We start from the raw sequence: 20,662 nt of genomic DNA on the forward strand, positions 1-20,662 counted from the left end.
TGTTGCACGGAGCACCGTAGAGTTGTTATTCATCACGCCCATTCATCAGCATAGCTGCCCAGCCGGTCCAGCAACAGTGTTAGCAGAAACTGGAAGACGTCGGATTTGCGATGACTGGTGGATACGCACAGACACAGCTGCTGGTGCAGTGGTTCTGGATTGCACAGAGGGATCATGACCAGCTCTCCTGTCTGCAGCCGTTTTTCGATACCGACCGGGGTCTGAAAGCCGATGCCCATTTGCTGGTTGATCATGGTATGTAGAAATTCAACTGAATTGGAGGTCGTCAGTACGTTGGGTTCGATGCTCAGTTGCTGCAGCATTTCATCCAGAATTCGTCGCAGTGGCCAGGACTGGTCCGGCAGTATCAGGGGATACTCGGCGCATTCCATGATGGACAACTGTTTGCGTTTTGCAAAAGGATGAGCCTGGCTGACGATGGCACCGACCGGCAGTTGCCGACGCATGAGCATGTCTGTACCGGCATTCGGTTCTGCATCGAAAATGATGGCCACATCGGCTGCGTGTTCATGCAGTAGGCGGTTCAGGTCGTGGCCACCGGCGGCCTTGAACGAGGAGCCGGCTTGTGGGTAGCTGGCATGAAGTTGTACCAGAACCGGTGGTAGAAACTCGGCAATGACCGACTCCTGACCCGCAATGGTCAGCGGTGCACGAGTTTGTCCGGCCAGTGTGGCAATTTCATCGAGGCAGCGATCTGCCTCAGAGAGTGTGCGATTTACATGCTCTGCCAGTATCCGACCGGCCGGTGACAAGGTCATGCCACTGGCTGTACGGTGAAACAGGCTGATCCCCAGCTCTTCCTCGACTTTGAGAATCTGCCTGTTAACCGCTGATGAAGATATATGCAGATGCCTGGCTGCCATGCGCACCGATCCGCAATTGGCTACTTCACGGAAGTATTTGAGAAACGGTGCGTGCATGGGTATCGACAGGTTCTAGGAGCCTTGGGTATCGGTAATGTTCGAAGCATTGCTGGCATCCCCAGACTGCAGTCTATCGTCAAGTTCCGTCAACTCTGATTCTTCTCGTTCCAGAGGGTAGCGTGAGGCCAGCCAGAGAACGGCAGCCAGAATCACATAGCCCCAGGCAATCGGGTTGTCCAGTACTGGCCAATGCAGGGCGGAATCGTGAATGATGCCGAAGGATGTCATGACGGCTGCAATGATTGCCACGATCTGCGCCTGGCGGACCTTGCCGTCAACCAGGAATGCCGTAAATGCTCCCCAAAGCATGCCACTGACGATGGCGCCATTGGCCAGAGCCGACTGGCCGACGACATGTGCTCCCTGCGTCATCATGGCACCCACGAAGGATTCATCCAGCAGGTTGGGAACGTTTTCCAGTCCCATGTCGCGTAGCGCATTGGCAACCGAACCCCATTTCACCACGATGATGCTGGAGACATGTGGAATAAAGGCAATGGCGATGGCGATGTGATGCTTCGGTTCACACGATCGAAACGACTCGGCAATGATGGAAATACCCACGAAGACCAGAATAGGTGCGACGGCTGCAGGTGGGATGAGATTACCGAGAAAAGCGACCAGGCCGAACAACGCGCCAACCATGAAGACAATGCCGACACCCAGCGCATAGCCTGAGCGTGCCTTCATGCGTTTGTAGGCAGGGTGGCCGATGTAGACCGTCGTGGGGAAGGGCGAGCCGAACAGGCCGCCCACCATGGTGCCGATACCATCCGTCAATTGGCAGACTCCTACCGGGTACTTGTCGCCGGCAGCTTCTGCCGATTCGACATTGTTCATGGTTTCGATAAAGTTGTAGATCTGTACCGGAATTAGTATGGCGAATAGTTCCGGGTTGGCCAGCAGGTAGTTAACCCCCACCATCAGATCACCGACATAGGGGACGGGGATGTAGATTCCGACGCCATCAAAGCTGAATGTGGATTCTCCGATGGCCAATGCGACAACCGTGGCGGCGATGAGCGCGGCAAGGCCTGATGGCAAGCCGAATGGCAGTTTGAAACGCCCGACCATGCCCCACAGAACCAAGGCTAAGGAGGTGAAGCCAACCAGTGGACTTTCATAGATGCGTGCCATGGCCACGGTGGCTATAAAGACCAGAGAGATGCCGGACAAAGTGCCGAGCATGCCGGCGCGTGGTGTCACGCGTTGCAGCCAGGGGCCGATTGCAGCTCCGGATATCTCTACCAGACCACCGATGACGCCAGCAGCGATACCTACCTGCCAGGCCAGCAAGGGATCATTGGTGCTCCAGTAAATAGGGCCGATGACAGCAAACAGATAGACAAACATCACGGGTGTACTGATGCCGTAGGGCAGGGCCGTGACATCGGTGCGGTTCTCGCGCTTGGCCAGTCGCTGTGCCATCCAGACGTAAACACCGATACCGATCATGATCGAGATGGCAGCTCCGGGGAGGATGCGACCAAAGACAATGTCATTCGGCATGTTGAAGACAAATCGACAGACGCCGGAAATGATCAGCAGATTAGCCAACGTGTCCGCGAATAGCGCCCAGAAGCCATTCAGATCGTTCTTGGAAAAAATCGGATAGTGCATTTTGTCTCAATCCTCTTTTCATGTCGGTACGGTTACCCGCTGGGAAGAACGACAGCAGCAACGCCGTTGGTAGCGATCAATATCCTGCTCAGAACCAGTATCAAGAATTTCAATGGCTCACTTGTGAGTGCCAAGCAATTCTTCTATGCCAATGAGCATTCATGCAGACTAGAGGAAATAACCTGTCAGGTGATAGCAGAATTATTAGACAGGGTGATGCCGTTTCGGCATCGCTATGATTTGTGATGAGCACCCTGAGATGCTTGCTGGTCAGCGTCTGAAGCATTGTCTATCGATGCAGACAATCGACTACATGACCAAATTAAGCATCAGTAGGCTGACAACCAGGAACAGTAAGGTCATGACGCCGCCGGCGCGCATGAAGTCTGCAACCTGGTAGCCGCCGGGTCCCATCAGCAGTGCATTGACTTGATGGGTGGGAATCAGAAATGAGTTGGAGGTCGAGATGGCGACCGTCATGGCGAAAAGGGCCGGATCAGCGTTGACGGCAACGGCGATATTCACAGCCAGAGGCACCAGTAATACCGTGGCGCCAATGTTCGACATGACCAGGGTAAAGAATGTGGCCAGTAACGCGATGACGATTTGCAGAACCCAGTTGGGCACTTCCCCCACCAGAGCGAGAATTTCCTGTGCAATCCAGGCAGCGGTTCCGGACTGATCAACGGCAATACCCATTGGAATGAGGCTGGCAAGTAGAAAAACGGTCTGCCAGCTGACGGCCGCATAGGCCTCGTCCATGGTCAGAACACCTGACAGGACCATACCCATGGCGCCGGTGAGCAAGGAGATGGACAGGCTGTCTGTGATCAGGAACATGAGCAGGCCCAAAGCGAAAAAGAAGGCAGCTTCCTTGACCTTGTTGGTTCTCAGATCCTCATATTTGACGTCTGTTGCCACAACGACATCGCGGTTGCGGGTCAGTGCTTTCAGATCTTTCCAGCTGGCATGGACCACCAGTGTGTCGCCAGCCTGCAGTTGCTGGTTACGAAAGTTGCCGCGAATGATATTTTCCGTGCGATAGATTTGCAGGATGTTGGTACCAAAATTCCGGCGTGGCTTGATGTCACCGATGCGCTGACCGATCAGGCTGGAGCCCGGTGGGATAACGATTTCGGCAATGCCGCCATGCTGAGCATTCAGTACATCGGCAAAACGATCGGGTTCACCCAGTACTTCCCAATGGTTCTCAGCGCAATATTGCTCGATTTTCTGACGATCACCCATCAGTCCCAGGTGGGTATTCAGCCAGATCAGTTCGTCCCTGTCGGGAGGGATCTTCACCACATCACCGCTGTACAGAGCCAGCATCACCGGTGTATTGGCGGTGCTGTCTTCGACCTGGTGAATCGACATGCCAACCTGGGGGCTGTCGTCGGTCACACGAATTTCTACTAATTCGCCCTTGAGGCCATAGAGATTCTCGAAGTAATCTGCGGCCCGCGAGGTTCGGTTAGAGGTGCTTGCGCTGTTGGCGGGCAGTACGAAGCGGCCAGCCAATACGAAATAGACAACGCCAGCAACAACCAGAGCGAGCCCGATTGGTGTGACTGAGAACAGGCCGAAGGTGTCCATTTGCTGGCTTTCAGGCAGCATTTTATTTGACGATATCAGCAGGTCGTTGAGCAGTATCAGGGGGCTGGAGCCAATCATGGTCACGGTGCCGCCCAGAATGGCGCAAAAACCCATGGGCATCAGCAAGCGTGAGATAGGGATCTGGGTGCGGGCACTGATGCGCGACACCACAGGCAGAAAAAGTGCGGCGGCACCGATGTTCTGCATGAAGCTGGAAATCAGGGCGACTGTGCAGGAAATCAGCGGGATGATGCGCTGCTCGGTTTTGCCACCTTTTTGCAAGATCAGATTGGCCAGCTGGCCCATCAGGCCCGTCTTGTCCAGACCTGCTCCAATGATCATGACGGCAATAACCGAGATGACCGCGTTGCTGGAAAACCCCGAAAACAGTTCGTTACTCGAAATCACGGGTTCGATTCCGGGTAGCAAGGTAGTCAGGCCCAGCAGCACCATCATACAGATGGCGGCGACATCGACGCGCAGTAGCTCAAAGGCAAACAGGATGACGGTGAGGGTCAGCAAGCCCATGACCAGCAGCATTTCGATGCTGAGTGAGAGCTCCTGAACCATACTGCTAGTCTGGATTGTGCCAGACAGGGATCTGCGTAGCCGAGAAGTGTCTGCTGTGCAGGTTCCCGGCTGACGCCGATGTCGTGGACATCAGCGGCGTGTATAAAGCAGGTCAGTCACCGAGTGGCCGAGACGATACCCACGGCGTTCAAAACGGGTCACGGGTCGCCATTCTGGACGCTCAGAAGGTTTGCCGGGACCTGTCGAATTGATAAATCGGTCATCTTGTTCCAGCAGATCAATCATCCATTCGCCGTATTCCGCCCAATCTGTGGCGCAATGCAAAGTGCCACCTGTTTTCAAGGTGCGTGCTACCGCATTCAGAAAATCGGTTTGTACGATACGACGTTTGTGATGGCGTTTTTTATGCCAAGGATCAGGGAATAACAACAGCACCTTGTCCAGACTGGCTGGCGGTAGCATGTTCTCCATGATTTCCATGGCATCGTGCTGAACCAGGCGAACATTGGCAAGCTCGTTGGATTCAACCCCTATCAGGGCGTGACCGATACCGGACTCGTGTACTTCGGCGCCGATGACATTCACCTCAGCATGGCTGTTTGCCATATGCAGGAGGGAGTCGCCGTTGCCGAAACCAATTTCCAGCCAGGTAGGTGCCTCTCGCCCGAATGCTGCGACAAGATCAATAGGGTCGTCAGAGTAGGGGAGGCCAAATTTGGGAAGCAGACGCTCAAGGGCGTCTGTTTGTGCAGCTGTGGTACGTCCATTACGTACCACGAAGCTGCGGATGGAGCGGCGTGTCAGCCGCCCCGCAGGCGTAGTTTCCTTGTCAGCCTGCATTGCTGTCTCAGTAACGGGCTTCAGTTACCGACGACCTCCACGCTTGCCGCCCTTACGCGGCTCTTCGAACTGGACCTTGAGAGACTTGTCGCCCATGATCTTGCCGTTCAGACCAGCGATGGCAGCACGTGCCTCGTGACCTTCCATTTCGATGAAGCCGAAGCCTTTACATTTGCCAGTAAATACGTCGGAAGCGAGCTTGATGGAGCGCACCTTTCCGTATTCAGTGAACATTTCGGTAACCGTCTCTTCCGTAGATTCAAGCGGTAGTCCGCCAACAAACATCTTTTTCACGTAAAAACCTCGTAGTTCAAAGTTCGATAACCGCTGGCGGCCAATACATTGCCGTACCAGCCCTCATGAGTGATCATGAGTTAATGGCGACGGAAAGCTTGGAAAACAACGGTTGACGCCGGCACGGCCCTTGCCGTGGCAGCAGATTGCAGGATACCGGGTACCGCTAGGGGGTCCTGGCTGAGCTACCGGCAATCAATAGGTGACCGCCAGTCTACTCCTAAGTTTAAAATTTTGCCATACACTGATGCGGTGACGTGATCAACATCTCCTTGGCCGAGCGGCATAGCTGTTTGATCTGCCATTCCTGGCGACAGGCAGAAGATCTATCTGGTAAACCTTCTTCGTAGACCAGTGCTACCGGGCGTCGCGCCCGTGTGTAGCGAGCGCCACGGGGTGATTTATTGTGCTCCGCAACCCGTCTTGTCAGATCCGTAGTGATGCCGGTATACAGCGAACCGTCATTACACCGTACCATGTAGACATACCATTGCTCCGTGTCCAATGATACTTCCTCAGATGTCATCCAACTCTCCAGATCCAGCGTTTGGCGCCCTGTCCCGCCTCTACGGGCAGCAGGCCTATGAGTATTTGTCACACCTGCGAATCTGTGTGGTCGGCATTGGTGGTGTGGGTTCCTGGGCCGTCGAGGCGCTGGCTCGCACCGGCGTTGGCCATATCACCATGATAGACCACGACGATGTGTCGACCAGCAATATCAACCGCCAGCTACATGCATTGCATACGACAGTGGATCAATCCAAGGTGGAGGTCATGCAAGAGCGGATCCATGCCATCAATCCTCAGTGCGATGTTGCCGCCGAGGATGATTTCCTGGTCGAGAAGAATCTTGAAACCTATCTGACCCGCGACTTTGATGTCGTTATCGACGCCATCGACAATATCCGTTTCAAGGCGGCCATGATTGCTTTTTGCAAGCGGCGCAAGATTCTGATTATTACAACCGGTGGTGCGGGTGGGCGTACAGATCCACTGGCGGTGGGTGTCGCGGATCTGTCGCGCACCTGGAATGATGCTCTGGCCGCCAAAGTACGTTCCAGATTGCGCTCAGATTATGGCTACACAAATAACCCCAAGCGACGCTTTGGCGTGGAGTGTGTTTATTCATCCGAGCAACCTGTCTACCCGGGAGCTGACGGGCAGGTGACACATGCAAAACCAGGTGTGCCGGGGGTGCGTCTGGATTGTGATATGGGATATGGGTCGGTGTCGTTCGTAACAGGAACATTCGGTTTGGTTGCCGCATCACGTGCCGTGAATCGAGCATTGGCGCAACGTTTGCGTACTGATTCCTGACTCCCGTATCTTGCCTTCCATGGATAGAGAACGAACACAAACTGGCTGCCTTCACCAGGACAGCCTTGCCGGTGCAATACCGTCGAGCTCTCCGCGATCCTCACGCCTGCGTGTTGCGGTGAGCGTTGCACTGCTGTGTATGGGTGCTGGACTGGCCGCGTGCTCCAGTTCGAGTTCGGGGCCAGAGCCAGAGCCAGAGCCAATACCAGCTCCGCCTACCGATTCGGGCGGCGAGCAGACTGATCCGGACGAGCCAACGGGTTCTGGCGGGCAAACGGGGGTGTTGGAGGGTCTCTTGCAGCTGGAAGATGATCCGGGCTTGTTGAGCCAGATTCCCGAAGTGGTCTCCATCGACATAAGGGCAGATACAGGCTTGCAGATTGCGTACACCCGCGAAGATCAGGCGCTGGATGTGCCTGGCGCACTGGTGGAGTTGCAATGGGTCTTCATGCAGAGCTGCCTGGAGCAGCAAAGCGTGGCACCTGTGGTCGTCATTCGTGATGGGGCAGTCACGCCGTTTACGGCAACCGATGATGTCATCTACAACATTGAAGGTATTGCGGTGGCAAGTTCCAGTCGTCGTGATGTTCCGGTGATTCAGGTGCAGGAAGCCGACTTTGATGGCTCTTTGGGGGCTCTGGGTTTTAATCTACGCTCCGTCATGGGACGCATGCTGTGGTTGTCCGCCAGTCTGCCCGAACGTGATTATCCGTTCGATTGTGCCAGGCAGACACCTGAATAGATATTTTGCCGTTGAGCCAATAACGGCCTGATCAGCAGGGCTGGTCAGCCGAGTCTGTACGTTGTATGTTGCAGCGTTCATTCTGGATGAAAACACCCAATCCCATGACTACTGAATTGCCGGGCTCCTCCAAGCTCTCTGATACAAGTGGTGATACTCAGGTGCCGACTGCTGCGGTGTTGCTGATCGGCAACGAGCTGCTGAGTGGCAGAACGCAGGATTCCAATCTTGCCTATATTGCCAACGCCTTGGTGGCACGCGGCATTCGCATGTTGGAAGCGCGTGTCATAGCCGATGTGCCTGAAGAGATTGTCAGCGCCGTCAACGCGCTGCGTGCACGCTACACCTATGTGTTTACAACCGGCGGCATAGGACCAACGCACGACGACATTACAGCGGATTGTGTGGCGCAGGCCTTTGGTGTCGACTTGCCTGTCAATGAGCAAGCTAAATCCATTTTGCTGGATTATTTCAAGAGCCGTGATATCGAACCCAATGAGGATCGTCTGCGCATGGCAAGAATCCCCGTGGGTGCCTCGCTTGTCGACAACCCGGTATCGGCAGCCCCTGGTTTTCGGATGGAGAATGTTTTTGTATTCGCCGGTGTGCCGCGCATCATGCAGTCCATGCTGGACTCGGTGTTGCCGCAGCTGGCAAGCGGGCCAATCGTGCACAGTGTCACCGTCGGCTGCAACCTGGGAGAGGGGGCCATCGCCTCAGCACTACGTGCGTTGCAGGAACGTCATCCGGCGATTGATCTGGGTAGTTACCCTGGCAAGTCGGGGGTCCTGAGTCGGGTGTCGCTGGTTGCCAGAGGGACGGATGTGGATGAGCTTGAAACTGTCAGGCTGGCATTACAGAGCATGGTTGCGGAACTGGGCGGAAGCGAGGCCTAGTCCTTGGCTTTTTGCAAAGCTCGGCAAAACCGGATTTTTGTTGCGGCAAGGCCGGCTAGCTGTCAGTGCTTGATCCTTGCAGAGGGCAATAAGGGGCCGGTTGATGCCCCGATAGTCAGTTGTGCCTCAAGCAACTCTGTCAGCGGTGCGCATGAAGGATCGTCAATGATATCCAGCAACATGCGGGCAGCAAGCACACCTGCCTGACGAACGGAGGAGCGAGTTGCTGTGAATTGCGGCTCCGGATCGTTATTCTGAAAATAGGAAAGCTCATCGTCATGGATGATGACCGAAACATCCTTGCCCATGCTCAGGCCGGCATGGGCAATGGCACGCCGCACGCCCAGGGCGACGACGTAGGAGGACACCAGAAATGCACTAGGGGGATCTTCAGAGTTCAGCAATTGGTTGGCTGAGCGATACCCATGTGTTTCGGTGAGTTCATCGCCGATCATGATTGCAGAGTCTAGTGGCAAGCCGGCGGCTTGCATGGCCTGCTCATATCCTTGTTGACGTAGCCAGGCATAGTTCAGCGACACCGGGCCATTGATCAGGGCAATACGCTGGTGACCCAGATCGATCAACAGCCTGGTAGCCTGATTGAAAGCGCGCCGATTGTTTGTATCGATCCAGGAATAGGGCAAGGTTGTGTCGTTGACCCTGCCGTGGATGACGAAGGGCAGGCCGATATCCTGTAACAGCTGTACTCGTGAGTCGTCCTTGCGTGGCGAGTGGATGATGACTCCGTCGACAGCACCTTTGGCGGCCAGGTTGCGATAGGTTTGGTTCTCATCGCTTGTTTGCGTAACGGTCAGCAATAGTTCGTAGCCGTTGGCACTGTAAGTCTGGCTCGCTCCTGCAATGAATTCTCCGAAAACCGGGTTGACGACATCATTTTGCGAGTAAGTCGGAATGATGTGGCCGATGGTCATGGCTTTGCCGGTGGCCAGGCCCATTGCACGTGTATTGGGGCGATAGTTGTATTTTTGTGCCGCCTCGAGTACGCGCTGTCGGGTGGCTTCACGAACTTCGGGATAGCCATTGAGGGCACGGCTGACTGTAGCCTGTGAAAGTTTCAGAAGCTCGGCGAGTTCCTTTAGATTCATGTGGATGGTGAGAGCATCTTGGGTTTGTGATTCCGAGAGGTGCGGGTGATTCAGAGGACAAAATTAAAGCGCTTTTGTCAAATTTTACTGGTTACCTGTTTTTCTGTCAAAAATCGAATGGTTGCATATAAAAAGCGCGATATGTTTCAAAAATACACACAATAAGCAATACTATTCTGATTGCTTGACAGTTCCAGATGCCTAATGAATACTCAACTTTCCAATGCGCTTTAAATCTTGATTGATTGTTGCAGTGCTTCATCAGTCCGAGCTCAGAATGAATACCATCCGGGGAAGTGAATGAAACCAATAATGAAATCCGCATTAGCCGCAGGCATAGCAATTTCCATATTATCGGCAGGCGGTGCGGTCGCTGCTGATCTGAAATTTGCGCCAGGTGAGGGCGACTTCAACTGGGAAAGCTATGAGGCTCTCAAGGAAATGAAACTTGATGGCGAGCAGGTCACCATCTTTGGTCCATGGATAGGGCCGGATCAAGTGCTGGTTGAAAGTGTACTCGCCTATTTTGCAGAAGCCACCGGTGCCGATGTGAGATACACCGGTTCAGATAATTTTGAACAACAAGTCATGATTGATGCAGAGGCCGGTTCGGCCCCTAATATCTCAGTATTCCCACAGCCTGGTCTGGCTGCTGACATGGCGAAGCGAGGCTTTTTAACGCCTTTAGGTGAAGAAAATGCCAATTGGATGAAAGAAAACTTTAGCGCTGGACAGTCTTGGGTGGATCTTGCAACCTTCCCTGATGAGACCGGCACTGAAGCGTTGTTCGGCATGCCATTCAAGACCGAGGTCAAGTCGCTGGTCTGGTATCTACCGGAGAATTTCGAGGATGCCGGCTATGAGGCTCCCGAAAGCATGGAAGAACTCAAGGCGCTGACTGATCAGATCGTGGAAGACGGTGGTACGCCGTGGTGTATTGGTCTGGGCTCCGGTGGTGCAACCGGCTGGCCGGCCACAGACTGGGTGGAAGACATGCTGCTGCGCACTCAGCCTGCGGAAGTCTATGACCAATGGGTCACTAATGAAATCCCGTTTGATGACGATCGGATTGTTGCCGCCATCGAGGAGTTTGGCTACTTTGCGCGTAATAATGCCTATGTCGTCGGCGGTGAGGGTGCCGTGGCCTCAACCGATTTCCGTGATAGCCCCAAGGGTCTGTTTTCATCACCACCACAATGTTATATGCATCGCCAAGCCTCGTTCATTACGGCTTATTTCCCGGAGGGTACGCTCGTCGGTGAAGATGGAGATGCGAATTTTTTCTATCTGCCATCCTACGCTGACAAAGATCTGGGTGAGCCTGTACTGGGTGGTGGCACCATGTTTACGATTACCAAGCAAAGCAAAGGTGCAATGGCTCTGATTGAATTCCTGAAATCACCCATTGCCCATGAAATCTGGATGGCTCAAGAAGGCTTCCTGACGCCACTGAAAAGTGTCAACACCGATCTATACAGTTCAGAAGCACTGCGTGGAATGGGCGAGATTCTTCTCAATGCAACGACATTCCGTTTTGACGGTTCTGACCTGATGCCTGGTGGTGTCGGTGGGGGTTCCTTCTGGACAGGCATGGTGGATTATGCCGGTGGCAAGGATGCGAAAGAGGTGGCGACCGCTATCCAGAATAGTTGGGACGCGTTGAAATAAGTAGCAGTCTGTCCGTTCGCTGGTACTGGGGGGCCGGTACCAGCAATACCATTGAAAATGGCCTGGAAGCCGTGGCTTCCAGGCATTGTTTCTTCCGCTGCCATCCCCCTGTCATTGATTCGCTACTTCCTCTGCTTGCTTCATGGATAGAGGCAGAGAGTCCGGCGGCATTCGGGCCATTCAACATTCCCTGCCTCGTTGATAAGCCTCCCATCATTTCAATAATCTGCGGCAAGCCGGAGGACGTATGCATCCAGCGTTTCAGGCCATCCTCACCATCATTATCGGTGTCGGTGGTTGTGTCGGATATTTCTACTTTTCCAATCAGTTTCTGGATAAGGTCGTGTTCCCGGCTTCCGGTCCCAATGCGGGCAGGAACATAACCCGGGCAAACATGGTTCGTCCCTGGCTATTCTTGTTCCCAGCCTTGCTTGGCCTGACTGTCTATCTTGCCTACCCGGTGGTTGAAACCCTGCGTTTATCACTGACTGAGCGTTTGCCCGGTGGTGGATCCCGGTTTGTCGGACTCGCAAACTATCAGCAAATGCTCAATGAGCCCAAATTCTGGGAAGCCATGCGCAACAACATGCTGTGGCTGTTGGTGGTGCCGGCCATGTCGACTGTATTCGGATTGCTGGCAGCACAATTGTCTGATCGGGTGCGGTGGGGCAATCTGGCAAAATCACTGATCTTCATGCCCATGGCCATATCGTTTGTCGGCGCTGCAGTCATCTGGAAGCTGGTCTATGACACCCGGCCCATCGATCAGGATCAGATCGGTGTGCTCAATGCGGTGTATCTGTTTTTCGGCGGGACCGAACCGCAGAGCTGGTTGACGATGATCGGCCCCAACAGTTTTCTGTTGATGATCGTGCTGGTCTGGATTCAGACAGGCTTTGCGATGGTGATTCTCTCCGCGGCGCTTCGAGGCATACCCGAGGAGACAATCGAGGCTGCCATTGTTGATGGTGCCAATCCTTTTCAGGTGTTCTTCAAGATCAAGGTGCCGCAGATCATGGGCACCATTGTCGTGGTCTGGACCACCATCACGATAGTCGTCTTGAAGGTTTTCGATATCGTCTTTGCCATGACCAATGGGCAGTGGGAAACACAGGTTCTGGCCAACTATATGTACGACAAGCTGTTTCGCGCCAATGACTGGGGTGTCGGTTCGGCCAGTGCCATGATCATCATGCTGTTGGTATCGCCCATTCTTGTCTGGAATGTGTACAACGCCCGCAAGGAGATGCAGTAATGTCGAGCATAGCCGGTACGAAATCCAGTCTCACCTGGGCTGTTCATCTCTCCCTGGCAGCATTGGTATTGTTGTGGCTGTTTCCGACCGTGGGCCTGTTGGTGTCCTCGTTTCGCACCTCTGACCAGATAGCTACGAGTGGCTGGTGGAAAGCGATGGTGCCTTCGGAGCAGAATCAGACGCTGCGCACTAATGGTGCGCAAGATCAGATACAGAAAGATGGCCTGTTCGTGATCGAAGGCAATCTGTTCGAAAACCCCGGGAAGGCAACCATATCAGTCTGGGGTACCAGCTCACAGAACATCGATGCTTATAAAGCCGGGGATACGGCAGAGCTGAAGAAAGAGGCCACTGTGACAGTTCAGTCCAATGGTGACTATGCGATGCAGGGCCCTGAAGAATTCAGTGGCAAACGCGGACAACGAATATTCGTGACAGCGAAGTCGCCTCCCGAGTTCACTCTGAGCAACTACAAGTATGTGCTCTTTGATCCGACTAACCGAGAGGGCATGGCCAAGGCATTTTTCAACACCTTGACGGTCACCATTCCGGCAACCATTATCCCCATACTGGTGGCAGCTTTTGCAGCCTATGCTCTGGCCTGGATGGATTTTCCGGGCCGTGCATTATTGATAGCGGCGGTTGTCGGCCTATTGGTGGTGCCACTGCAGCTTGCGCTCATCCCCTTGTTGAAGCTGCACAATGAGATCGGTATTGGCAAAGGCTATCTGGGGGCCTGGCTTGCACATACGGGGTTCGGTCTACCTCTGGCAATCTACTTGTTGCGCAATTATATGGTGGGTTTGCCGCGCGATATCATCGAAAATGCCAGGGTCGATGGCGCCACTGATTTTCAGATTTTCGTCAAAATAATATTGCCACTGTCCTTTCCGGCTTTGGCCTCGTTTGCCATTTTCCAGTTTCTCTGGACCTGGAACGACTTGCTGATTGCGCTGGTATTTCTGATTGATTCGACCGGCGACACAACAGTGATGACCAAGCAGATCGTCGAGCTGCTGGGTACACGAGGAGGAAACTGGGAAATTCTGGCGACGTCGGCATTCGTCTCCATTGCCGTACCCCTGGGTGTTTTCTTTGCCATGCAGAAGTATCTGGTTCGCGGCTTGTTGGCCGGTTCTGTTAAATAGGAGATCGAGAAAATGACTGAACTCAAACTGACCAACGTCACTAAAACCTACGCAGGCTCTGTCAATGTGCTCAATGACATCAATCTGGACATCAAGACCGGTGAGTTGATCGTCTTTGTCGGCCCTTCTGGTTGTGGCAAATCAACGCTGTTGCGCATGATCGCAGGGCTGGAGACCATTACATCAGGAGAGTTCACGATAGATGGCGAGCGCATGAATGACATGCCACCGGCGCAACGCGGAATCGCGATGGTTTTTCAGTCCTATGCCTTGTATCCGCATATGACGGTTCGCGACAATATGTCATTTGCGTTGAAGCTTGCGAAAAAGTCACCAGCGGAAATCGATGCTGCCATCGAAAAAGTGGCAGCGACTCTACAGCTCACCGAGTATCTGGACCGACTTCCCAAAGCGTTATCAGGTGGTCAGCGACAACGTGTGGCTATTGGTCGCTCGATAGTCCGTGACCCAAAGGTCTATCTTTTTGATGAACCCTTGTCCAATCTGGATGCGGCCCTGCGAGTGGCAACACGTATTGAAATTGCACAGCTGAAGGAAAGCATGCCAAACTCAACCATGGTATATGTTACACATGACCAGGTTGAAGCCATGACTCTGGCAACGCGGATCGTGGTATTGGCCAACAAGGGGATCGCACAAGTGGGCACTCCGCTGGAACTGTATGAACGACCGGAAAACGAGTTCGTGGCCCAGTTCATCGGTTCACCTGCCATGAACCTGCTACCAGGTACCGTGATTGAAACCGGAGAGGTGACACAGTTGAGTGTGAATCACGGCAATGGCACCATCAGTGCGAATATACCGACCAGCCCGGATATGAAAGGCATGTCTGTGAATGTTGGCATACGTCCAGAAGACATGATGCCTACAAGCAGTGATAATTATGCTTTTGAGAATGTCGTGAAAATATCGGAAGCTCTGGGCGAAGTCACGCAGTTGTACTTCGAGCCACAAGCACCAGGGGCGTCTGCCGTGATAGCAAAGCTGCCGGGCATTCATCGGGATGTCCGGTCGCAAACCATGCGCATGACCGCAGAGCCGGCCAAGGTGCATCTGTTTGCCGAAGGGCGCTCACTTCTCTATCGTTAAACCTCAAACCCAATACAAGCGCACAGTATGATTGTATCTTCAATAAGTATCGTCGAACCCGATGTTGTGGTGGATAAGGATTGGTGGCGCGGAGCCGTCATCTATCAGATTTATCCTCGTTCCTATCAGGATTCCAATCACGACGGTATTGGGGACTTGGCGGGTATCAAGGATCGGTTGCCGCATATTGCCGAGTTGGGTGCAGATGCTATCTGGATTTCACCTTTCTTCAAATCACCGATGAAAGACTTCGGGTATGACGTGTCCAACTACAAGGACATTGATCCGATGTTCGGTGATCTGTTTGCCTTTGACGAATTGATCGAACACGCCCATGCACTGGATCTGAAGGTGATGGTGGATCTGGTTCTGTCGCACACATCCGATCAGCACAGCTGGTTCGCACAGTCCAGTTCCAGCCGGGATAATGATCGTCATGACTGGTACGTATGGGCCGATGCCAAGCCGGATGGCGGACCGCCGAACAACTGGCTATCGATTTTTGGCGGACCTGGCTGGTCCTGGCACTCGACACGTTGTCAGTATTATCAGCACAATTTCCTGAGCTCGCAGCCGGATCTGAACTTCCACAACCCGGACGTACAGGATGCACTGCTGGATGTGGCGCACTTCTGGCTGGATCGTGGTGTTGACGGCTTCCGCCTGGATACGATCAATTTCTATTTCTGTGATGCCGAGCTGCGCGACAATCCGGGGCTGCCACCCGAGCTGCGCAACGCCGATATTGCACCGGAAGTGAACCCGTATAACCACCAGGAACATCTGTTTGACAAGAACCGTCCGGAGAACATCAATTTCCTCAAGCGTTTTCGTGCGGTGCTCGACGAGTACCCCGCGGCAACTGCTGTTGGTGAGGTGGGGGATGCTCAACAAGGGATGCAGATTCTCCAGGACTACACCCGTGACGATGACCGGGTTCATATGTGTTACACCTTCGATTTTCTTTCCGCAGAGTTGCCGACAGCCGAACGTGTGGGGGCGGTGCTGCAAAAGTTCGAAGTAGAGGCTGGCGATAGCTGGGTGTGCTGGGCATTCTCGAACCATGATGTTGTCCGCCACGCCACACGCTGGAAGATTCCCAAGAAGCATTACGCTCAGCATCTGAAAATGCTGGCCTCGCTGCTGATGTCCATGCGCGGCTCAGTATGCCTCTATCAGGGTGAAGAGCTGGGACTGCCGGAAGGCGATGTCCCCTTCGAGCGATTGCAGGATCCCTATGGCATTGCTTTCTGGCCCAAGTTCAAGGGGCGTGATGGCTGTAGAACTCCCATGGTCTGGGACCATGAAAGTGAGCATGCCGGTTTTTCGACGGAGGAGCCCTGGTTGCCGGTGTCCGAGGTGCACAAACGACTGTCCGTATCACACCAGTCCGGAGATCAGAACAGCCTGTTGGAGCATTACCGGCGTTTTCTGAGTTTTCGTCGTGACTGTCTGCCTCTGATCAAGGGGACTTTGCACGGCATCGTGGTCATCGGTGATGTATTGAGTTTCCTGCGTACCCATGAAGACCAGACGGTCTATTGTGCTTTCAATATGGGCAATGTACGCGTTCGCTGCGAGATCAATACCGACCAGAAGCTGAGTCTCATGCCGGGACATGGCTTCGATGCAGAACTGGGAGATGGTGTGCTGGAAATACCGCCATACAGTGCTGCCTTTGTACAGATAGGCTGATTGCATTTGCGATTGAGTGGGGACGGGTTGGAAACGGATTTCTAACCTGTTCAACGCAGTCTGTACATCAAGTCATTTAAAGATCAGCCGATTCAGCTCTATACGATCAATAGTCCCGTTACTACCAGAATTTCAAGGGCTGCACAGAGCATCGCTGAATCAAAAACATGACAAACCCGCTAGAGAATTGGTCTATAAGGCGTATAAGTAATCTGGTGCTTGTAACGATTGCACTTGCCGGGATGGTTATTGTCAGTTTCAACCTTGTCGTTCGTTCAGAAGTCCTGGGCTACTCTGATCACTGGCAAGCGTTTCTGGATGGGCCTGATCACAAAGGCAGGTTACTCACCGAATTGAATACGGAGCTGGGCCATGGAAGCGTCGCCCATGAGTTGGAGGATTTTCTTCTTCACCGGGAAGCGGAGCATCTGGAGGAGGTCGGCGAGGGGGCTGAACACGTTGGTGAAGCTCTGGAAGACTACCGGACCTTGCAAATGTCGGCCGCTGAACGAAGCGCTCTCGACGACATCCAGCAGGTAGTTAAAAAATACACGGATATCGCGGAAAAACTGATATCCATGGACAATGCTGGCTCAGATTTCAGTGATGCCGAGCAGCTGATTGTCGTTGATAGTGGGCCTCTTGATCGTGCTCTTGTCAGTCTGGAAGAAGAGATTGCAGCATCGCGTGGTCAGGTGGAAACTTTCATGCACCAGCAGCTCATTCAGGTCAAAATGTATACCTGGTTGAGTTCCGTTAGTGCACTTTTTCTGGCCTTGCTGCTCACGGCTTTGATGATAGGGACACTGCGCAGCATTGCCAGAAAGTTTGGTGGGGAGCCGACTCTTATTCTGGGTATCGTCGGTCGTATTGCAGGAGGGGATCTGAGTGAAAACTTGCCCGAGATCAAGCGTGAATCGGGAATCTATCAGGCTATTCGCAGCATGCAGCTGAACTTGCGTGATATGAAAGATGCGCAATCAACCCTTGCTAAAGAAACACTACGATTGAAGCTGGCTCTGGACAATGCCTCAGCGAATGTCATGGTTGCTGATGTCAACAACGACATCATTTACATGAACAAGGCGGCGGTAAATCTGTTCAACTCAGCGGAGTCCGAGCTGCGTACCGCATTGCCTGACTTCAATGCAGACTCGCTGATCGGTAGTAATGTGGATATCTTTCATGCAGACCCTGCGAGAAACCGTGGGATGATTGCGCGTCTGGATGACTTGCATGAGATTCGCGCCAGTTTCGGCTCATTGTCGATCAAGCTTGTCATTAATCCTGTGTTTGATGAAAGCGGAAGTCGTCTGGGAACCATCGCAGAATGGTTCGACAAGACAGATGAAATCAACAACGAGAGGCAAGTACAGGAACTGGTGGAAGCTGCTGTCAATGGGGACCTGACGCGCCGAATTGACGATCAAGGGCTGGAGGGTTCCTACGGGCGACTGGTCGCTGGCATGAATCAGTTGATGCAGACCAATGAGTTGATCATCGGTGACATGCAACGGGTATTAGGTGCTCTGGCCAAAGGTGATCTGACTGAAACGGTGCAAACCGAATATCTGGGAGCCTACGATCAGTTGAAGCGCGATACCAACAAGACCGTGGCGCAATTGACCGATATCATCAGCAAGACAAAGCAGGGTGCCTCGGTCATATCGGAGTTTTCCGGTCAGCTCAAACGAACCAATGGGGTTTTGACGACCACTGCTGAAGAGGCTGCAAACAACGCACAGTCTGCGACGGATGCTGCACGCAAAGTGATGGTTAACGTTGACAGTGTCGTGGGTGCGACCGATGAGATGCTCAATTCGGTGCAGAAAATTGCGAAAAACGTATCAGAAGCGGGTAGCGTGGCAGAGCAGGCTGTGACACTGGCGCAAAGCACGAACGATCAGGTTCGTAATCTGACGGTCTCCAGTAGTGACATTGGTAATGTCATCAAGGTGATCAATTCGATTGCCGAACAAACCAATCTGCTGGCCCTCAATGCCACGATCGAAGCGGCCAGAGCCGGAGAGTCGGGCAAGGGGTTTGCGGTGGTCGCCAATGAGGTCAAAGAGCTGGCCAAAGAGACCGCAAAGGCTACCGAAGAAATTGCCACTAAAGTCACTGCTATTCAGAGTGACAGTGATAGTGCTGTACGAGCTATTGGCGATATACGCACCATTATTGAAACCATCAGCGACTACCAGAATACGATTGCCAAGGCGGTGCAGGATCAGACGCAAATTACCTCTCGTATCAGCAGTAATGCCACGGATGCTGCCAGTGGCAACCAGGAAATTTCCCGTACATCAGAGTTGGTCATACAAGGTAGTCACAATACCCTTGTAGGCGTGAACCAAGTGCAGACTTCAACCGAGGACTTGTCCAGAATGGCCGTCGAATTGGCCGAACTGGTTGAGCGATTCAATATTGGCGGTTATGTGGCCGAGCGGCAGGCATCCTGAGTACTCGTACAAGTGCCTTGGCCTAACAGGCAGTTATCTCGCACTTTGAGATTGGAAGCTGTTGTTCATACAAGCTCTAACTGGCTACCAATGCTGCCAGGGTGCTCAGGCGCTGACCGCAATCTCCCTGTATTTTCAGGCTTGCCAGTGAATCGGCTCGTGTCAGGCCATTGTTGACGATAACGATCGGCTGGCCACGCTTTTGTGCGTCCAGGCAGAAACGATAACCCGAGTAGACCATCAGGGAAGAGCCGGCGACCAGCAGGGCATCAGCCGATGCCAGTGCGCTCATGGCTTGTTGAACCTTTTCCCGCGGCACGTTCTCGCCAAAAAAGACGACATCAGGTTTCAGTAATCCACCACAGTGTGTACAGGCGGGCACCTGCATTGTGTTCAGATCACTGATTTCCAGGTCTGCGTCACCGTCCGGCGCATGCTGCGCTGTCAATGAGCTGAGCCAAGGGTTGGCAGCCAGTAGCCTGGCTTGAAAATCATCACGACTGAGTGCCTGTGCGCAGTCGATACAGCTGACAGTCGCCAGAACACCGTGCAGATCCACGGTATTCCGGTGCCCCGCTTTCTGATGCAGACTATCGACGTTCTGTGTCACCAGACTGACAAGCCTGCCTTGTAATTGCAGTTCCATGAGTGCGTGGTGGGCAAGTCCCGGTAGTGCCTGGCTGAACGAAGGCCAGCCGACCGAACTTCGTGCCCAGTAGCGTTTGCGAGCAGCCTCGTCGCCGATGAAGATTTGCCCTGTGATGGGTTGTCGCCGTTTCCACTGGCCATTTTTGTCTCGGTAGTCACCCAGGCCGGACGCTGTACTGCAGCCGGCGCCGGTCAGTACAAATAATTTTGGGTGCTGCCTGATGAACTCAGCCAGTTCCAGATCGTCCGCGTCTGGTGTGGACCTGACAGCATCGTTTTGCAGGCAGCTATTCATCGTTGAACCGGGTTTTCGACCGCGCCATCAACGTTGAAGGGAATGCGTAAAGGCCAGTTGGATAATTTGACGAAACCTTTTACGTCATACGCCAGATCCTTGCGGCTTTTGCTGGTAGCCAGTAATAATTGTCCCAGCAATTTGTTCATGCGGGTACTGACCTGTATGTCGAGTCTGGCCTTGTTATTGGCGGGAATAAGGACTCGTTCAGTACTCATGCCCTGAGCCATTTCCACACCGTCGACCGCGGCAATGAAGCTGAGTGCCTGGACCGGTAGATCGTAGTCATTCGGATTACTCACCATGAGCTGGAACATCAGATCCTGCTTGATCAGACCGATTTTCTCAGCCTTGACCGAGGTGACTTCAACGGTGGGAGCAATGGGGCGGCTGGTCAGCATGGTGTTGCACGCTGAGAGTAGCAGGCAGGACACTGCCAGCAGGCAGGCAGCTGCGGATCGGTATTGCATCAGCAGTTCCCGTGTTCTGAGGTTT

Annotated in this window: 18 protein-coding genes; 9 read left to right on the forward strand and 9 right to left on the reverse strand. The window is 53.5% G+C overall.

The annotated features are described in order from the left end of the window. Positions 1-32 precede the first annotated feature (32 nt). From IMCC3135_RS04905 to IMCC3135_RS04935, 6 genes are all read right to left on the reverse strand, one after another. Positions 33-941: a LysR family transcriptional regulator gene (locus IMCC3135_RS04905; RefSeq protein WP_088916584.1), complete on the reverse strand. Its 909-nt coding sequence runs from the start codon at positions 939-941 to the stop codon at positions 33-35. A gap of 15 nt (positions 942-956) precedes the next feature. Then, positions 957-2,564 carry a permease family protein gene (locus IMCC3135_RS04910; protein ID WP_205737912.1) on the reverse strand — a complete coding sequence of 536 codons (1,608 nt, stop codon included), beginning with the start codon at positions 2,562-2,564 and terminating at the stop codon, positions 957-959. Between the two features lie 309 nt (positions 2,565-2,873). Further along, the gene (locus IMCC3135_RS04920) at positions 2,874-4,730 is read right to left on the reverse strand and encodes an SLC13 family permease (protein WP_088916586.1); all 1,857 of its coding nucleotides are present in this window, start codon (positions 4,728-4,730) and stop codon (positions 2,874-2,876) included. Positions 4,731-4,820: 90 nt separating this feature from the next. Further along, positions 4,821-5,531 (reverse strand): tRNA (guanosine(46)-N7)-methyltransferase TrmB, encoded by a 711-nt coding sequence (trmB, locus tag IMCC3135_RS04925; RefSeq protein WP_088916587.1) that lies wholly within the window; start codon positions 5,529-5,531, stop codon positions 4,821-4,823. A gap of 24 nt (positions 5,532-5,555) precedes the next feature. After that, a complete protein-coding gene (locus IMCC3135_RS04930) occupies positions 5,556-5,816 on the reverse strand; it encodes an RNA recognition motif domain-containing protein (RefSeq protein ID WP_236994807.1) in 261 nt (86 codons plus the stop codon). A 235-nt stretch (positions 5,817-6,051) separates the two neighbouring features. Further along, the gene (locus IMCC3135_RS04935) at positions 6,052-6,351 is read right to left on the reverse strand and encodes a GIY-YIG nuclease family protein (RefSeq protein WP_088921682.1); all 300 of its coding nucleotides are present in this window, start codon (positions 6,349-6,351) and stop codon (positions 6,052-6,054) included. Here IMCC3135_RS04935 and tcdA point away from each other — a divergent pair. The 3 genes from tcdA (at position 6,345) to IMCC3135_RS04950 (ending at position 8,780) form a co-directional block, all read left to right on the forward strand. Continuing rightward, positions 6,345-7,142, forward strand: a complete 798-nt coding sequence (tcdA, locus tag IMCC3135_RS04940; protein WP_088916589.1) for a tRNA cyclic N6-threonylcarbamoyladenosine(37) synthase TcdA — start codon at positions 6,345-6,347, stop codon at positions 7,140-7,142. The genes IMCC3135_RS04935 and tcdA overlap by 7 nt on opposite strands. 19 nt (positions 7,143-7,161) lie before the next feature. Continuing rightward, positions 7,162-7,884, forward strand: a complete 723-nt coding sequence (locus IMCC3135_RS04945; protein WP_088916590.1) for a hypothetical protein — start codon at positions 7,162-7,164, stop codon at positions 7,882-7,884. Between the two features lie 104 nt (positions 7,885-7,988). Then, on the forward strand, positions 7,989-8,780 hold the full coding sequence (locus IMCC3135_RS04950) for a competence/damage-inducible protein A (protein WP_088921683.1): 792 nt from the start codon (positions 7,989-7,991) through the stop codon (positions 8,778-8,780). Positions 8,781-8,842: 62 nt separating this feature from the next. On the opposite strand, the gene IMCC3135_RS04955 is transcribed toward IMCC3135_RS04950, so the two are convergent. Beyond that, positions 8,843-9,886, reverse strand: coding sequence for a substrate-binding domain-containing protein (locus IMCC3135_RS04955; RefSeq protein WP_088916591.1), 1,044 nt, complete (start codon positions 9,884-9,886; stop codon positions 8,843-8,845). A gap of 312 nt (positions 9,887-10,198) precedes the next feature. Here IMCC3135_RS04955 and IMCC3135_RS04960 point away from each other — a divergent pair, with 312 nt between their 5' ends. The 6 genes from IMCC3135_RS04960 to IMCC3135_RS04985 all read left to right on the forward strand — a co-directional run bounded on the left by IMCC3135_RS04960 (position 10,199) and on the right by IMCC3135_RS04985 (position 19,224). Beyond that, positions 10,199-11,554 (forward strand): ABC transporter substrate-binding protein, encoded by a 1,356-nt coding sequence (locus tag IMCC3135_RS04960; protein ID WP_088916592.1) that lies wholly within the window; start codon positions 10,199-10,201, stop codon positions 11,552-11,554. 247 nt (positions 11,555-11,801) lie between these two features. After that, positions 11,802-12,809 (forward strand): carbohydrate ABC transporter permease, encoded by a 1,008-nt coding sequence (locus IMCC3135_RS04965; protein WP_088916593.1) that lies wholly within the window; start codon positions 11,802-11,804, stop codon positions 12,807-12,809. Then, complete coding sequence (locus tag IMCC3135_RS04970; RefSeq protein WP_088916594.1) at positions 12,809-13,957, forward strand: carbohydrate ABC transporter permease; 1,149 nt, start codon at positions 12,809-12,811, stop codon at positions 13,955-13,957. The genes IMCC3135_RS04965 and IMCC3135_RS04970 overlap by 1 nt, the downstream gene beginning before the upstream one ends. A gap of 12 nt (positions 13,958-13,969) precedes the next feature. Next, on the forward strand, positions 13,970-15,067 hold the full coding sequence (locus IMCC3135_RS04975) for an ABC transporter ATP-binding protein (protein WP_088916595.1): 1,098 nt from the start codon (positions 13,970-13,972) through the stop codon (positions 15,065-15,067). Between the two features lie 27 nt (positions 15,068-15,094). Next, entirely contained in the window at positions 15,095-16,762 is a 1,668-nt protein-coding gene (locus IMCC3135_RS04980) for an alpha-glucosidase (protein ID WP_088916596.1), read from the forward strand. A gap of 167 nt (positions 16,763-16,929) precedes the next feature. Beyond that, the gene (locus IMCC3135_RS04985) at positions 16,930-19,224 is read left to right on the forward strand and encodes a methyl-accepting chemotaxis protein (protein ID WP_088916597.1); all 2,295 of its coding nucleotides are present in this window, start codon (positions 16,930-16,932) and stop codon (positions 19,222-19,224) included. 76 nt (positions 19,225-19,300) lie between these two features. On the opposite strand, the gene IMCC3135_RS04990 is transcribed toward IMCC3135_RS04985, so the two are convergent. Next, positions 19,301-20,167, reverse strand: a complete 867-nt coding sequence (locus tag IMCC3135_RS04990) for an NAD-dependent protein deacetylase (RefSeq protein WP_088916598.1) — start codon at positions 20,165-20,167, stop codon at positions 19,301-19,303. Further along, positions 20,164-20,637 (reverse strand): LEA/WHy family protein, encoded by a 474-nt coding sequence (locus IMCC3135_RS04995; RefSeq protein WP_088916599.1) that lies wholly within the window; start codon positions 20,635-20,637, stop codon positions 20,164-20,166. The genes IMCC3135_RS04990 and IMCC3135_RS04995 overlap by 4 nt, the downstream gene beginning before the upstream one ends. Between the last annotated feature and the right edge of the window lie 25 nt (positions 20,638-20,662).

Origin of the sequence: Granulosicoccus antarcticus IMCC3135 (assembly GCF_002215215.1) — a bacterium.
In the GTDB taxonomy this organism is placed as follows: domain Bacteria; phylum Pseudomonadota; class Gammaproteobacteria; order Granulosicoccales; family Granulosicoccaceae; genus Granulosicoccus; species Granulosicoccus antarcticus.